Annotated in this window: 12 protein-coding genes; 3 read left to right on the forward strand and 9 right to left on the reverse strand. The window is 38.5% G+C overall.

Annotation, left to right across the window (positions count from 1 at the left end; translation table 11 throughout):
- Positions 1-122: 122 nt before the first annotated feature.
- The 6 genes from lldD to gmk form a co-directional block, all read right to left on the reverse strand.
- Positions 123-1268 carry an FMN-dependent L-lactate dehydrogenase LldD gene (gene lldD, locus HMPREF2644_RS02355; RefSeq protein ID WP_011272772.1) on the reverse strand — a complete coding sequence of 382 codons (1146 nt, stop codon included), beginning with the start codon at positions 1266-1268 and terminating at the stop codon, positions 123-125.
- Positions 1269-1479: 211 nt separating this feature from the next.
- Positions 1480-2289, reverse strand: coding sequence for a glutamate racemase (gene murI, locus HMPREF2644_RS02360; protein ID WP_044365004.1), 810 nt, complete (start codon positions 2287-2289; stop codon positions 1480-1482).
- Between the two features lie 29 nt (positions 2290-2318).
- Positions 2319-4400 carry an ATP-dependent DNA helicase RecG gene (gene recG, locus HMPREF2644_RS02365; RefSeq protein WP_011272774.1) on the reverse strand — a complete coding sequence of 694 codons (2082 nt, stop codon included), beginning with the start codon at positions 4398-4400 and terminating at the stop codon, positions 2319-2321.
- Positions 4397-6511, reverse strand: a complete 2115-nt coding sequence (spoT, locus tag HMPREF2644_RS02370) for a bifunctional GTP diphosphokinase/guanosine-3',5'-bis pyrophosphate 3'-pyrophosphohydrolase (RefSeq protein ID WP_011272775.1) — start codon at positions 6509-6511, stop codon at positions 4397-4399. Before spoT ends, recG begins: the two co-directional genes overlap by 4 nt.
- A gap of 72 nt (positions 6512-6583) precedes the next feature.
- Positions 6584-6850: a DNA-directed RNA polymerase subunit omega gene (gene rpoZ / locus HMPREF2644_RS02375; RefSeq protein WP_005625717.1), complete on the reverse strand. Its 267-nt coding sequence runs from the start codon at positions 6848-6850 to the stop codon at positions 6584-6586.
- A 62-nt stretch (positions 6851-6912) separates the two neighbouring features.
- The gene (gmk, locus tag HMPREF2644_RS02380) at positions 6913-7539 is read right to left on the reverse strand and encodes a guanylate kinase (RefSeq protein WP_021035427.1); all 627 of its coding nucleotides are present in this window, start codon (positions 7537-7539) and stop codon (positions 6913-6915) included.
- 251 nt (positions 7540-7790) lie between these two features.
- Between gmk and gap the strand changes: the two genes are divergently transcribed.
- Positions 7791-8810 (forward strand): type I glyceraldehyde-3-phosphate dehydrogenase, encoded by a 1020-nt coding sequence (gene gap / locus HMPREF2644_RS02385; protein WP_006995751.1) that lies wholly within the window; start codon positions 7791-7793, stop codon positions 8808-8810.
- A gap of 191 nt (positions 8811-9001) precedes the next feature.
- Positions 9002-10801, forward strand: a complete 1800-nt coding sequence (locus tag HMPREF2644_RS02390; RefSeq protein WP_070828199.1) for an AMP-dependent synthetase/ligase — start codon at positions 9002-9004, stop codon at positions 10799-10801.
- A 36-nt stretch (positions 10802-10837) separates the two neighbouring features.
- On the opposite strand, the gene HMPREF2644_RS02395 is transcribed toward HMPREF2644_RS02390, so the two are convergent.
- From HMPREF2644_RS02395 to fdhD, 3 genes are all read right to left on the reverse strand, one after another.
- Positions 10838-11623: a Cof-type HAD-IIB family hydrolase gene (locus HMPREF2644_RS02395; RefSeq protein WP_070828200.1), complete on the reverse strand. Its 786-nt coding sequence runs from the start codon at positions 11621-11623 to the stop codon at positions 10838-10840.
- 17 nt (positions 11624-11640) lie between these two features.
- Positions 11641-12105 (reverse strand): rRNA maturation RNase YbeY, encoded by a 465-nt coding sequence (ybeY, locus tag HMPREF2644_RS02400; RefSeq protein ID WP_070828201.1) that lies wholly within the window; start codon positions 12103-12105, stop codon positions 11641-11643.
- A gap of 261 nt (positions 12106-12366) precedes the next feature.
- Positions 12367-13179, reverse strand: coding sequence for a formate dehydrogenase accessory sulfurtransferase FdhD (fdhD, locus tag HMPREF2644_RS02405; protein WP_070828202.1), 813 nt, complete (start codon positions 13177-13179; stop codon positions 12367-12369).
- 270 nt (positions 13180-13449) lie between these two features.
- Between fdhD and fdnG the strand changes: the two genes are divergently transcribed.
- Complete coding sequence (gene fdnG / locus HMPREF2644_RS02415) at positions 13450-16536, forward strand: formate dehydrogenase-N subunit alpha (protein ID WP_143422615.1); 3087 nt, start codon at positions 13450-13452, stop codon at positions 16534-16536.

Below are 16536 nucleotides of genomic sequence, written 5' to 3' on the forward strand. Positions count from 1 at the left end.
TCAAATCCCTTGCAAGTACTTTTTGCAAAAATTTTTGAAAAGCTCGACCGTTTGTTGAAAATACATACGTAAAATACATAATTCCGCCAACAAACGGTTGATTTTTGATCTCAATTTATAAATTAAAGTTTACTTAGATCAACCAAAGCCTCTGGTTTAATATCGACAATAGTACGATTGCTGGTTAATGTCATCGCTACGCGCATCTCTTTTTTGAAAATGTCGAGCATATTTTCAACACCTTGACGACCTGCTGCCCCTAAAGCATAAACAAATGCTCGACCTAACATTGTTGCATCTGCCCCTAATGCCAACATACGGACTATATCTAAACCATTGCGAATACCTGAATCGGCAATAATTTTAATATCCCCTTTCACTGCATCGGCAATCGGTGGCAACGCTCTTGCACTTGAAAGCACGCCATCTAACTGACGGCCACCGTGATTTGAAACGACAATTCCATCAGCACCGAAACGCACCGCATCTTTCGCATCTTCAGGGTCGAGAATGCCTTTAATGACCATTGGACCTTCCCAAAACTCACGGATCCACTCTAAATCTTTCCACGAAATTGATGGATCAAAGTTTTCTGTTAGCCAGCCAATATAGTCATCTAAACCTATTTGTCTACCCATATAAGTTGAAACATTACCCAAGGTGTGCGGTTTGCCTTTGATACCCACATCATACGCCCAGAATGGGTGTGTAAAGCCTTGTAATACACGGCGAATTTCTTTGTAAGGCCCACTCATACCTGAGTGCATATCACGATAACGCGCACCTGGAGTAGGCATATCGACCGTAAACACTAAAGTAGAACAGCCTGCTGCTTTCGCACGCTCAAGTGCGTTTTTCATAAAACCACGATCTTTTAACACATAAAGCTGAAACCACATTGGACGCTTAATCGCAGGGGCGACTTCTTCAATTGGACAAATTGATACTGTTGAAAGGGTAAACGGCACACCTTTATTATCTGCCGCTTGTGCTGCTTGTACTTCTCCACGACGTGCATACATTCCGCACGCCCCAACTGGTGCAAGAATAGTTGGCATTGAAAGTTTTTCACCAAATAATTCTATACTAGTATCCAATTCAGACATATCTTTTAAGACACGTTGTCTTAAAGCAATATTTTCCAAATCACTCACATTACGCGCAAGTGTTTGCTCGGCATAAGAACCGCCATCGGCATAATGGAACATAAAGGGAGGAACACGGCGGCGCGCCGCTTCACGATAATCGCTAGCTGATGAAATAATCATTTTTACCTCTTATTCAATAAAATAGTGAGAAACCTGAGAGGCATTATAACACTATTTTAACAAATTCAATAAAAATCATAATTATTTTGAGAACTAGATCACAATTTATTTTAAGAAAGTGACATATAGAAATGATATAAGTAGAAAAATCACCTATAAAATTAGGAAAAATTGTGAATTTATCAATATCACACAATTAATCTATTAACTTTTAATCTATTTTGATTACTTCCAAAGATTCAAATCCCCATAGATGTAAAGCTTTTTTAAATTGAGATTCTTCGGGAAAATGTGCGGTGCAAAACATTTGATTATATTTTTCATTTTGCACTTGTAGATTTTTATCATCAAGTAAATATTTGATCCGTTTAGCAATTGCTGCGCTCGGATCCATAAAATATTTAACTTGTGGCAAGCATAACTGAATTTCATCTTTGATGAGAGGAAAGTGAGTACAACCTAAAACTAATGTATCCAAATCTGCCATGCCTGCCCACGAAGATAACTCATCTTTTAAACTAATGAGATCAACGGAATGACCACGAATTTTTTGCTCCGCAATTTCGACTAATTTTGTCGTTCCCAGTCTCTCAACAATACAATCTTGCGCAAATTTATCAATCAACTCATCGATATAATGACGCTTTACTGTACCCTTTGTAGCTAATAAACCAATATGTTTTGTCTTTGTTATTTCTGATGCAGGTTTAATAGCGGGAACAGTCCCAATGATAGGAATATCAAAAGCAGCTCGCAAAGGCGGAAGCACAACAGTACTCGCTGTATTGCAAGCTATCACGATTGCATCTAATGGATAACGTTGATTAATAAGCTGACACGCCGCTAAAGTGCGGTGAATAATACTTTCTTCTTCGCGTTCTGAATAAGGGAATCCCGCATTATCAAAGCAATAGAGATAATGCCAATTGGGTAATAATTTTTTAGCTTCACGGTATACGCTAAACCCACCCACTCCAGAGTCAAAAAAAAGTACAGTTGGGCGTTTTTCTTTTTTATCCATTTAAAACTCTTTGAAAATTGACCGCACTTTTAAGCGTTCGAGTAAATTTCTTTATTATTGAGCCAGCGACAGATTAGGCTTTCTGCCACATCAGGGTATTTTTGGATAAGTGATTTCGCATAATGTTGCACCGTTGGTATCATTTTTCTATCTCGCATTAAATTTGCTATTCGCAATTCAGCAATTCCCGTTTGTTTCGTTCCAAGTACTTCACCTGGCCCACGAATTTCTAAATCTTTTTCCGAAATAACAAACCCATCTTGGCTATCTCTTAGCACTTGCAAACGCTTTTGCGAAACTTTACCTAGCGGAGGTTTATACATTAGTACACAAAAAGAAGCCGTGCTGCCTCGACCGACGCGCCCTCGTAACTGATGAAGCTGCGATAAACCTAAACGTTCTGCATTTTCGATAATCATCAAACTTGCATTCGGAACATCAACCCCCACTTCGATGACTGTCGTCGCCACCAATAAATCCAATTCTGCATTTTTAAAACGCATCATGACATCTTGTTTTTCTTGGGGTTTCATGCGCCCGTGCACTAAACCAATATTTAACATCGGTAACGCTTTCGTTAAATCTTCCCAAATCGCTTCAGCTGCTTGAGCTTCTAACACCTCTGATTCATCAATTAACGTACACACCCAATAGGCTTGACGTTTTTCATTAACACAAGCGTTTTTTACACGCATCACAATTTCAGCGCGACGTTCTTCAGAAACCACTACGGTTGTTATCGGCGTACGACCTGGAGGCAATTCATCAATAATTGATGTATCCAAATCTGCATATACGGTCATTGCCAACGTTCTCGGAATCGGTGTGGCCGTCATAATTAACTGATGGGGATGAAATCCCGCTTTTTCGCCTTTTTCACGCAACATTAATCGTTGATGCACCCCAAAACGATGTTGTTCATCAATAATCACTAATGCTAAGTCGGAAAACTCGACTTCTTCTTGGAATAAAGCATGCGTCCCCACCACCATTTGCACGGCACCAGTTTTGATTTTTTCAAGCTCTGCTTGTCTTGATTTTCCTTTTACTTTACCTGCCAACCAGCCAACTTCAATACCGAAAGGCTCAAACCACCGTCTAAAATTATTCGCATGCTGTTCTGCAAGAATTTCTGTTGGCGCCATTAAGGCGACTTGTTTGCCATTATCAATTGCAGTTAAAGCAGCCAATGCGGCAACCAATGTTTTTCCCGAGCCTACATCCCCTTGCACTAAGCGCATCATCGGATAATCTTTGATAAGATCTTGTTCAATATCGGACACTACTCGCTTTTGCGCATTAGTTGGTTGAAATGGCAAGGTGGCTAAAAATCGCTGTTTCAAATCTGTTTGATAATGTAGCGGTAAGGCAGAAAATTGTTGCGTTCCTAACCGCACTTTTTGCATAGCTAAATTATGTGCCAGAAGCTCTTCAAAAATTAATCGTTGTTGTGCAGGATGCTTACCTTGCTCTAACATTTCTAATGAAATATCTGGCGGCGGACGATGCAATAATCGCAATGCCTCTTTTAAGCTATATTGATGTGGATTAAATTCATTAGGCAAAATTTCTGCAATCTGAACCTTGTCGAGTAATGTCAAAGCCTGATCCGTTAATTTTCGTAATGAATTTTGTTTTAACCCCTCCGTTGTGGAATAAATCGGCGTTAGGGTTTCTTCCAATACTATGGGCGCATTATCTCGCACAATTTGATATTCTGGATGATGAATTTCTGGCATATGGCGACCACGTTTCACTTCGCCAAAGGCCTTTACTCGCACACCTGCTTGAAAACTATTACGCATTCCCGCATTAAAATTGAAAAAACGTAACATAATTTTCGATGTGCCGTCTGACAAACTTACCGATAAAATCGGGCGACGGCCAAAAGCGACTTCACAGGTTTGTACAATTCCCTCTATAGTAAAATATTGTTCAGGGCGAAGATTAGCGATTGGCGTAATTCGCGTACGATCTTCATAGCGAATAGGTAAATGAAAGAGTAAATCTTGCAGATTCTGAATGCCGATTTTAGCCAGTTTATTAGAAATGGCAGCCCCCACACCAGAAAGGCTGGTCAAAGGCACGGCATCGAGAAGTTCAAGGCTCATAGCTCATTAATATTGCGTTTGACATTAACGACGCCAGTGATGCCTTTAATACGATGAACGATATTGGCAAGGTGTTTGATATCTTTTACACAAACCTGCAAAATCACAAGCAATAAATTGTTCTCTAATTCTTCCGTCCAAATATTTTGGAGACTGCTTTCGCTCGCTGAAATTGCGGTCATTAAACTAAGCAAGGCATTCTGCTCATTCAATATTTCTATTTGTAATTCAGCCTCAAAATTCACCGCACTTTGAACGTTATCCCATTTAGCCAACGATTGACGACAAGCATTTTTCAAACTTGCACAATGTTGATGGTGTACCACAACTGTATTTTTTTCTGTACAACATCCCACAATAGGATCACCTAGGATTGGATGGCAACATTGCGCAAATTGTGTTTTACCCACTTGCATTGGTGCAATAGTGAGTATTTTTGATTCAAATTCGAGATTCTTAGTATTAGCAGATTCTAACGGCACGCCCACAAATTGATGCGCAATCATGGAGGCTGACTGATTACCTAAACCAATTTCTCGTAATAATTCATCTAAAGAAGAAAGGGCTAAAGCATCTAATACAGTGCTAATTTGTTGAATAGAAAAATCACCTAAATTATGCGGCTGCAATGCTACATTAAGCTCAACTTCGCCTAATTTCACCGCATCCTCTTCACAACGCTGTTTGAGATAATGGCGAATCCGTGTTTTCGCACGAGCCGTTACCACAAAATTTAACCATGCGACTTCAGGATGCGCATTTGGATCAGTAATAATATTGACTGTTTGCCCTGATTCAAGGGCTTTTGAAAGTGGATAAGGTTTATGCTCAACAGTCACGCCAACACAAGTATTCCCCACATCTGAATGCACAGCATAAGCGAAATCTACTGCTGTTGCGCCCATTGGTAATTCAACAATTCGACCTTTTGGCGTAAAAACATAAATTTCTTTCGGGAAAAACTCTGATTTTACATTCTCAATAAACTCAAACGAATTACCTACACTTTGTTGAATTTCGACCAAACTTTGCAACCAGCGTTGTACGCGGATTTGTGCGGTTGTACTATCGTTTTTACCATTTTCTTTATAAACCCAATGCGCAGTAATGCCCATTTCAGCGACTTGTTCCATATCCTCAGTATGGATATGAACTTCTACGGGAACTCCTTTCGGCCCAATCATTGAAGTTTGCAAAGATTGATAGCCATTTGCTTTAGGTACGGCGATATAATCCTTAACTCGGCCTGGACGTGGCTTATAAAGATTATGCATTTGCCCCAAAATGCGATAACAATCATCAACATTTTTCACAATCACACGGAACGCATAAATATCCATAATAGAGTGGAATTCTTGATCCTTTATACGCATTTTTTGATAGATCTTATAAAGATGTTTTTCACGTCCCCACACTCGGGCAAAAATGCCTGCGTTTTCTAACCGCACTTTAATCTCTTGTGAAATACGTTCGATTAAATCTTGTCGATTACTCCGTGCCACATCAACGAGTTTTTTTAACACCTCATAACGATGTGGATGCATTGCTTGAAAAGATAAGTCTTCTAATTCATTTTTGATATGCTCAATACCTAAACGATGAGCAAGCGGACAATAGATTTCAAGCGTTTCTTTCGCAATACGGCGACGTTTATCTGGTCGTAACGAACCAAGCGTGCGCATATTATGCGTGCGGTCAGCAAGCTTGATTAACACAACACGAATATCGCGCGTCATCGCCAAAATCATTTTGCGAAAATTCTCGACTTGTGCTTCTTGGCGAGTACGAAATTTCAACTTATCGAGTTTTGATACACCGTCCACAATTTCAGCTACACTGGCACCGAACTCTTCTTTCAGTTGGTTTTCCGTATAAGGTGTATCTTCAATAACATCGTGCAAAAGCGCAGCCATTACCGCTTCGTGATCTAAGTGAAGTTGAGCAATAATGGAGGCTACCGCCACAGGATGGGTAATGTAAGGTTCGCCGCTGGAGCGAAATTGTCCTTCGTGCGCATCTCTTGCAATCACAAACGCACGCTTGATGAGTTCAATTTTATCTGCGGGCAAATACCCTTGAATAATTCGATCTAAATCCGCAAACAGTTCCAAAGGAGACCTACTTATCGTTGAAAGAGAAAGTGCAGTTAAAATATCGTGATTTTTCACCGCACTTTTAAAAGATTATTCTGTAATTAATGCAACAGCTGCTTCTTCCGTTTCTTGCACTTTAGCCATTTCTTGGAATTCTTGTGCATCCATAATATCTTGATTAATCAAACCTTTTTCGATTTCACGCAATGCGATTACTGTTGGTTTGTCATTATCTTCTGGCACTAACGGCGCACTTTGGTTAAGTTGTAATTGTCTTGCACGACGCGCAGCCGTTAAAATTAAATCAAAACGGTTACCAATTTTTTCTACCGCATCTTGCACAGTAACACGAGCCATAATTTACTCCGATTTGTCAAAAATTACTCTATTGAAAGGGCGTTATAATACTCAATTTCGCCTTATTTGGCTAGTAGCTGTTGAATTAACATTGCATTTTGTTTTTGCTGATAATTTTTAGTTAAGCGTTCTGCTTGCAAAATACTTTGTAAATCTTTTAATGCTTTCTCGAAATCATCATTCACAATAACATAATCATATTCGTCATAATGCGAAATTTCACTTATCGCTTTTGACATTCGTTCAGCGATAACCTCTTCACTATCTTGCCCACGACCAATTAAACGACGCTCTAATTCAGGTAATGAAGGCGGTAAAATAAAAATGCTTTTTACCGAAGGCACTTTTTTACGGATTTGTTGTGCGCCTTGCCAATCAATATCCAAAAATACATCAATGCCTTTTGCTAAATTTTCTTCAATCGCAGGTAAGGAAGTTCCATAATAATTTCCACCAAAAACTTTGGCATATTCTAGAAATAAATCTTGCTCAATAAGTGATTCAAACTCTTCTTTTGATACAAAATAATAGTGTACGCCTTCAACTTCTCCCGGACGTGGGGCACGTGTCGTATGTGACACTGAAACCATTTTTTGAGTTGAACTATCTGATGCCAATAACGCTGAAATTAATGAAGATTTTCCCGCACCACTTGGTGCAGATAAAATATAAAGATTACCTTGGGACATAGAACATTTAACCTTCTCTAACAATTTCAGTCTATTATGCAGATTTCTCTATAAAAAATCATCAAAAGTGCGGTGATTTTTTACGGTACTTTTTCATTCTAATGATGATTTGATATAGATCACAAAAAAGTGGTAGGGTTTATAGTTTTATAAAAATGCTCGTGCTATACTCTACAACTCAGTCTTACTGAGTAAGTAGCATTACTCAAAGCGAACAGATTTGTTTAACTTAAATAAAAGGTGAAAATCTTATGGCAATTAAAATTGGTATCAATGGTTTTGGTCGTATCGGCCGTATCGTATTCCGTGCAGCACAACACCGTGATGACATCGAAGTTGTGGGTATTAACGACTTAATTGATGTTGAATACATGGCTTATATGTTGAAATATGATTCAACTCACGGTCGTTTCGACGGCACTGTTGAAGTGAAAGATGGTAACTTAGTGGTTAATGGTAAAACTATCCGTGTAACTGCAGAACGTGATCCAGCAAACTTAAACTGGGGTGCAATCGGTGTTGATATCGCTGTTGAAGCGACTGGTTTATTCTTAACTGATGAAACTGCTCGTAAACATATCACTGCAGGCGCAAAAAAAGTTGTATTAACTGGTCCATCTAAAGATGCAACCCCTATGTTCGTTCGTGGTGTAAACTTCAACGCATACGCAGGTCAAGATATTGTTTCTAACGCATCTTGTACAACAAACTGTTTAGCTCCTTTAGCACGTGTTGTTCATGAAACTTTCGGTATCAAAGATGGTTTAATGACCACTGTTCACGCAACAACTGCAACTCAAAAAACTGTGGATGGCCCATCAGCTAAAGACTGGCGCGGCGGCCGCGGTGCATCACAAAACATCATTCCATCTTCAACAGGTGCAGCGAAAGCAGTAGGTAAAGTATTACCTGCATTAAACGGTAAATTAACTGGTATGGCTTTCCGTGTTCCAACTCCAAACGTATCTGTTGTTGATTTAACTGTTAATCTTGAAAAACCAGCTTCTTATGATGCTATCAAACAAGCAATCAAAGACGCAGCTGAAGGTAAAACTTTCAATGGCGAATTAAAAGGCGTATTAGGTTACACTGAAGATGCAGTTGTTTCTACTGACTTCAACGGCTGTGCTTTAACTTCTATATTTGATGCAGAAGCAGGTATCGCATTAACAGATTCTTTCGTTAAATTAGTATCTTGGTACGATAACGAAACTGGTTACTCAAACAAAGTATTAGACTTAGTAGCTCATATCTACAACTACAAAGGCTAATTAAAACTTTGGAAAAATTAACCGCTCTTTAGAGCGGTTTTTTATTATCTAGAATTTAATTTACGAGCTAAAAATGAACAAGTGATCACTAAAAATAACTTAAAATAATCAATATTTCTCTAGCTTTTATTCCTATTTAAGATTATATTAGCGTACATATGTTCGCTCAATAAATAAAAAATAGGGTTAATATGAATCTCGATCTCCATTTTGTTCATCGTATTCAACAACAAGCCAAAACTCGTGCAAATATGACCGCACTTCGCTATAAAGAACGAGGCTTGTGGCGAGACATCTCTTGGAAAAATTTTCAAGAGCAACTCAATCAACTTTCTCGTGCATTGCTTGCTCACAATATTGGCGTGCAAGATAAAATCGCCATTTTTGCCCATAATATGGAACGTTGGACAATCGCTGACATTGCGACCTTACAAATTCGAGCAATCACAGTGCCTATTTACGCAACCAATACAGCCCAGCAAGCAGAATTTATTTTAAATCACGCCGATGTAAAAATTCTCTTCGTCGGCGATCAAGAGCAATACGATCAAGCATTGGAAATTGCTCATCATTGTCCAAAATTACAAAAAATTGTGGCAATGAAATCTACAATTCAATTACAACAAGATCCTCTTTCTTGCACTTGGGAAAGTTTTATTGAAACAGGTTCAAACGCCCAACAAAATGAACTAACCCAACGCTTAAACCAAAAACAATTATCGGATTTATTTACGATTATTTATACCTCTGGCACAACGGGAGAGCCTAAAGGTGTTATGTTAGATTACGCTAATCTCGCTCACCAATTAGAAACACATGATCTTTCACTTAAGGTGACAGATCAGGATATTTCGCTTTCTTTCTTACCCTTTTCGCATATTTTTGAGCGTGCTTGGGCGGCTTATATTCTTCATAGAGGTGCAATACTTTGCTATTTAGAAGACACCAATCAAGTGCGGTCAGCTTTAACAGAAATTCGCCCAACTTTAATGTGTGCCGTACCACGTTTTTACGAAAAAATTTATGCCGCCGTATTGGATAAAGTTCAAAAAGCCCCAAAACTTCGCCAAATAATGTTCCATTGGGCAATTTCCGTAGGACAAAAACATTTTGATTTACGTGCGAATAACAAAGCTATTCCATTCTTATTGAAAAAACAATTTGCTTTGGCAGATAAATTAGTGCTCTCAAAACTTCGCCAATTATTGGGTGGGCGTATAAAGATGATGCCTTGTGGCGGAGCAAAATTAGAACCTGCTATTGGGCTATTTTTCCACGCCATTGGTATCAACATCAAATTAGGCTATGGCATGACAGAAACAACCGCAACCGTTTCTTGCTGGCATGATTTCCAATTTAACCCAAATTCAATCGGCACACTGATGCCAAAAGCGGAAGTTAAAATTGGGGAAAATAATGAAATCCTCGTACGTGGCGGAATGGTAATGAAAGGCTATTACAAGAAGCCAGAAGAAACGGCTCAAGCCTTTACAAAAGATGGTTTTTTAAAAACTGGCGATGCAGGAGAATTTGACGAACAAGGGAATTTATTTATTACCGATCGTATCAAAGAATTAATGAAAACCTCAAACGGCAAATATATCGCACCGCAATATATCGAAAGCAAAATCGGTAAAGACAAATTTATCGAACAAATTGCGATCATCGCCGATACAAAAAAATATGTATCCGCACTGATTGTGCCTTGCTTTGATAGTTTGGAAGATTACGCTAAACAGCTCAATATTAAATATCACGACCGCTTAGAATTATTAAAAAATTCTGACATTCTGAAAATGTTTGAGCAACGTATTAATGCGGTGCAAAAAGAATTGGCTCACTTTGAGCAAGTAAAAAAATTCACGTTACTTTCTCAAGCATTCAGCATTAAATTAGGCGAAATTACACCAACATTAAAATTGCGTAGAAAAGTGATTTTAGAACGTTATCGCAAGCAAATTGAAGCAATGTATCATTCACAAGAAGCATAACTAAAAGGCTCTCAATTGAGAGCCTTTCTTTTCTAATTATTCAGGAAATTTTTCTTCTAAAATCAATGCAAGTCCATCTTCATTATTGGTTGCCGTAACCACATTTGCCGCTTGTTTAATTTCATCAGGTGCATTTCCCATTGCAACACCAAGTCCTACGTGTTCTAGCATATCCAGATCATTAAAATTATCGCCAAATGCAATTACTTCATTGGTTTGTACGCCAAAATAATCTTCCAAAAAATGCACCGCACTTCCTTTGGTTGCATTCTTGTGCATTACCTCTAAAAAGTTAGCATGGGAACGGCAAATACTCAGATGTGGAAATTTTTCCTTTAAAATAATTTCAATCTCAATGATTTCTGCTGCTTCCCCAATAATTTGGATTTTATGTGACGAACCTGTTGCTATTTCATCAAAAGGATGAATTTCAATTTTGGTGACGCTGCGTTCATAAATCACCCATTTATTTTCTACGTCACGAGCATGGCAATCATTATTTGTATAATAATTCACGCCAAGCAACGGATGATCCGCCAAAACAGCATTAATCTCTAAAACATCTTGTGGATCAATTTGTACGCTATAAATTGGCTCAAGATATTTATTCAAAATAAGCGCGCCACTAAATGCAACAAGCACATTATTCGTTTCAAGCTGTTTCCAATACGGCAAAATCCCTAAAGGAGAACGCGCCGAAATTGGCACAAAAGGAATGCCATTCGCCGTTAAACGCTTAATCGCCGCAACAGTTCGGGGGGAAATGGTATGTTGAGAGGTTAATAAGGTGCCATCAAAATCACTAAATACTGCTTTATACATCATTACTCCGAATAAAATTATTTCTCTACTAGATAAGGATCATCAAGGCCTAATCCTTGCATAATTTGAGTTTCTAAGCTTTCCATTTCTTCAGCTTCATCGTCTTCAATATGATCATAACCAAGTAAATGTAAGCTACCATGCACCACCATATGCGCCCAATGTGCCATTAATGGTTTATCTTGTTCTACGGCTTCTCGCTCCACAACTTGACGACAAATAACAAGATCCCCCAGCAACGGTAATTCCACTTCATCGGGGCATTCAAATGGAAATGAAAGTACGTTAGTCGGGCGATCCTTGCCACGATAAGTTAAATTTAATTCGTGGCTTTCGGCTTCATCCACAATACGAACCGTCATTTCGACTTCATCCCCTTCTGGTTGCACAGCATCGGTCGCCCACTGCTCAATCTGTTCTTCTGTTGGCAAACCCTCTATATTTTCTGTAGCAATTTGCAGATCAACCAATACATTTCCCATTTTACTCTCCTAAATTCTTTTCAATTTCTAACCGCACTTTTGCACTTATTGAATACATATAACAAACGGGTGGGCTTATGACCACTTTTGTATGTGTAAAAATGAGGGGAATTATACAATAATAAACCCACCAATCCCCTAAATTTAGATTACATAATTTATGTTTACCGCTAATTTACTCTATTTTTAACATACAAAGAGACAAATCACGCTATTTCCTTAATAAACACAAAACCTCAAATCTCTCGGTCTTGGTTGGGGTTAATTGTGAAGTCGTTGATGCCCACTATAAATATTTCCTTTTCCTTCCCTAGCAAAACCAATTAAAGTCAAATTATGTTTCTCTGCCATTGTTACTGCTAAATCCGTTGCGGCGGAAATCGTGACTAACATTTCCACCCCACAAGCCACTGTTTTTTGCACCATTTCATAACTCGCTCGACTGGAGGCTAAAATAAAACCTCTAGGCTTACCCGATTTTGTGTGCCAACCAAGCAATTTATCTAACGCAACGTGGCGACCTACATCTTCGTAAATAGCTAACATATTTCCATATAAATCGAAAAATGCACAAGCATGGGTAGCACCAGTTCTACATCCAAGTAATTGATTTTTTTGAAGATCAATAAGACAACTATCTAGCAAATTTAAATCAAATTGAAAAGTACAGTCTAATTTTGGAAAAGTTTTATATACTTGATTCAATTGTTCTGCACCACAAATACCACAACCAGTACGCCCCGTAAGATTACGACGATGCTCTTTTAATGCCATAAATTTACGGCTGGAAAGCTCAATTTGCACTTCAATACCGTTGCAAACTTCTACAACATCAATGCCATAAATATCTTCTGGTTTATCAATAATTCCCTCTGTTAGAGAAAAGCCTAAAGCAAAATCCTCTAAATTGTTTGGGGAACACATCATAACTGCGTGAGAAATGCCGTTATATACCAAAGAAACTGGCATCTCAACAGCCAGTATGTCCTCTTTTTGTTGCAAAAGTGCGGTCAATTTTTCTGTATTTTTTGTCTTTCTAAAAAAGTTGATAGTTTGTAGAACCCAGCACTGCATTTATTACCCGTCCATTAGTTAAATGTGAAAAATCTGTTAAATTATTTTTATATTTATGATCTAGATCACAATATTTGTTGAAGCTAATATTATTTGATTATGGATTTATCGTTAAAAAATCGTTATCCTAGCTACCTAATAAATCAGCGTTTTTTCGATGATTTATATACTAGAGAGTGTTATTTTAACGAAATCAACATAATCTAGCTACTAAACGAATTTTATTACTATCTATAATATCTCAACAACTTGTTGTTGAAAGGAGTGATTATGCAGGTCTCAAGAAGAAAATTCTTCAAGATCTGTGCAGGAGGTATGGCGGGAACGTCAGCTGCAATGTTGGGCTTTGCTCCAGCAAATGTATTAGCTGCGCCACGCGAATATAAATTATTACGCGCGTTTGAATCCCGTAACACTTGTACATACTGCGCTGTAAGTTGCGGTATGTTGTTATATAGCACAGGCAAACCTTACAATTCATTAAGCAGCCATACTGGCACAAATACTCGTTCAAAACTCTTTCATATTGAAGGCGATCCAGATCACCCAGTCAGTCGTGGTGCACTTTGCCCGAAAGGTGCTGGTGCACTCGATTATGTCAATAGTGAAAGCCGTTCTTTATATCCTCAATATCGTGCGCCCGGTTCTGATAAATGGGAACGAATTTCTTGGAAAGATGCCATTAAACGTATTGCTCGTTTAATGAAAGATGACCGAGATGCCAACTTTGTTGAAAAAGATGCAAGTGGAAAAACGGTTAATCGTTGGGCAACGACAGGAATTATGACTGCATCAGCAATGAGCAATGAAGCTGCGTTATTAACGCAAAAGTGGATTCGAATGCTCGGTATGGTGCCAGTATGTAACCAAGCGAATACTTGACACGGACCAACGGTAGCAAGTCTTGCTCCATCATTTGGTCGCGGTGCCATGACAAATAACTGGGTTGATATTAAAAATGCCAACTTAATCATCGTTCAAGGCGGTAACCCTGCTGAAGCCCATCCTGTTGGCTTCCGTTGGGCAATTGAAGCGAAGAAAAACGGTGCGAAAATCATCGTTATTGATCCGCGTTTTAACCGTACAGCATCCGTTGCAGATTTACACGCGCCAATTCGTTCTGGTTCTGATATTACGTTCTTAATGGGCGTGATCCGTTACCTATTGGAAACAAATCAAATTCAACACGAATATGTTAAACACTATACCAATGCTTCATTCTTAATTGATGAAGGTTTCAAATTTGAAGACGGTTTATTTGTAGGTTACAACGAAGAAAAACGTAACTACGATAAATCTAAATGGAACTACCAATTTGATGAAAATGGTCACGCTAAACGTGATATGACATTACAACATCCTCGTTGTGTCATTAACATCTTAAAAGAGCACGTTTCTCGTTATACCCCAGAAATGGTTGAGCGTATTACAGGTGTAAAACAAAAACTCTTCTTACAAATCTGTGAAGAAATTGGTAAAACCTCAGTACCAAATAAAACGATGACGCATCTATATGCATTAGGTTTTACAGAGCATTCAATCGGTACACAAAATATTCGCTCAATGGCGATAATCCAATTACTTTTAGGTAATATGGGGATGCCAGGTGGCGGTATTAACGCATTACGTGGACACTCCAATGTTCAAGGTACGACAGATATGGGCTTATTGCCAATGTCTTTACCAGGTTATATGCGTTTGCCAAACGATAAAGATACCTCTTACGATCAATACATTAACGCAATTACACCAAAAGATATCGTTCCAAACCAAGTGAACTATTATCGTCATACTTCAAAATTCTTTGTCAGTATGATGAAAACTTTCTACGGAGATAATGCCACTAAGGAAAATGGCTGGGGATTCGATTTCTTACCAAAAGCAGATCGCCTATATGATCCAATTACTCACGTTAAATTGATGAATGAAGGCAAATTACACGGTTGGATTTTACAAGGTTTTAACGTATTAAATTCACTACCAAATAAAAATAAAACGTTATCTGGTATGAGTAAACTGAAATACTTAGTCGTTATGGATCCATTACAAACTGAATCATCAGAATTTTGGAAAAATTTTGGTGAGTCAAATGATGTAAATCCTGCAGAAATTCAAACAGAAGTTTTCCGTTTACCAACTACTTGTTTCGCAGAAGAAGAAGGATCAATCGTTAATTCTGGTCGCTGGACTCAATGGCACTGGAAAGGTTGCGATCAACCGGGAGAAGCCTTACCTGATGTTGATATTCTTTCTATGCTACGCGAAGAAATGCACGAACTTTATAAAAAAGAGGGTGGACAAGGAATTGAATCTTTTGAAGCGATGACTTGGAATTATGCTCAACCACACTCACCAAGTGCGGTTGAATTAGCCAAAGAATTAAATGGTTATGCGCTTGAAGATCTTTATGATCCAAACGGTAACTTGATGTACAAGAAAGGTCAATTACTCAATGGATTTGCACATTTACGTGATGATGGTACAACAACATCAGGTAACTGGTTATATGTTGGTCAATGGACTGAAAAAGGCAACCAAACTGCTAATCGCGATAATTCAGATCCATCGGGTTTAGGTTGTACTATTGGCTGGGGCTTTGCATGGCCTGCAAACCGCCGCGTACTTTATAGCCGTGCATCATTAGATATCAATGGTAATCCTTGGGATAAAAACCGCCAATTAATCAAATGGAACGGTAAAAACTGGAACTGGTTTGATATTGCTGACTACGGTACGCAACCACCAGGTTCTGATACTGGGCCGTTCATTATGTCCGCAGAAGGCGTAGGACGTTTATTTGCCGTTGATAAAATTGCAAATGGCCCAATGCCAGAACACTATGAACCAGTTGAAAGCCCAATTGATACAAACCCATTTCATCCAAATGTAGTAACCGATCCAACTTTACGTATCTATAAAGAAGATCGTGAATTTATTGGTTCAAATAAAGAGTATCCATTTGTAGCAACAACTTATCGTTTAACCGAGCATTTCCACAGCTGGACTGCACAATCTGCATTAAATATCATCGCACAACCACAACAATTTGTGGAAATTGGCGAAAAATTAGCGGCAGAAAAAGGCATCCAAAAAGGCGATATGGTAAAAATTACTTCTCGTCGTGGCTATATTAAAGCGGTCGCCGTGGTTACAAAACGTCTTAAAGATCTCGAAATTGATGGACGTGTCGTACACCATATAGGTCTTCCAATTCACTGGAATATGAAGGCATTAAATGGCAAAGGTAACCGTGGATTCTCTACGAATACCTTAACACCATCTTGGGGTGAGGCAATCACGCAAACACCAGAATACAAAACATTCTTGGTAAATATTGAAAAAGTTGGGGAGGCATAA

Origin of the sequence: Haemophilus sp. HMSC071C11, assembly GCF_001837655.1 — a bacterium.
Classification (GTDB): domain Bacteria; phylum Pseudomonadota; class Gammaproteobacteria; order Enterobacterales; family Pasteurellaceae; genus Haemophilus; species Haemophilus influenzae.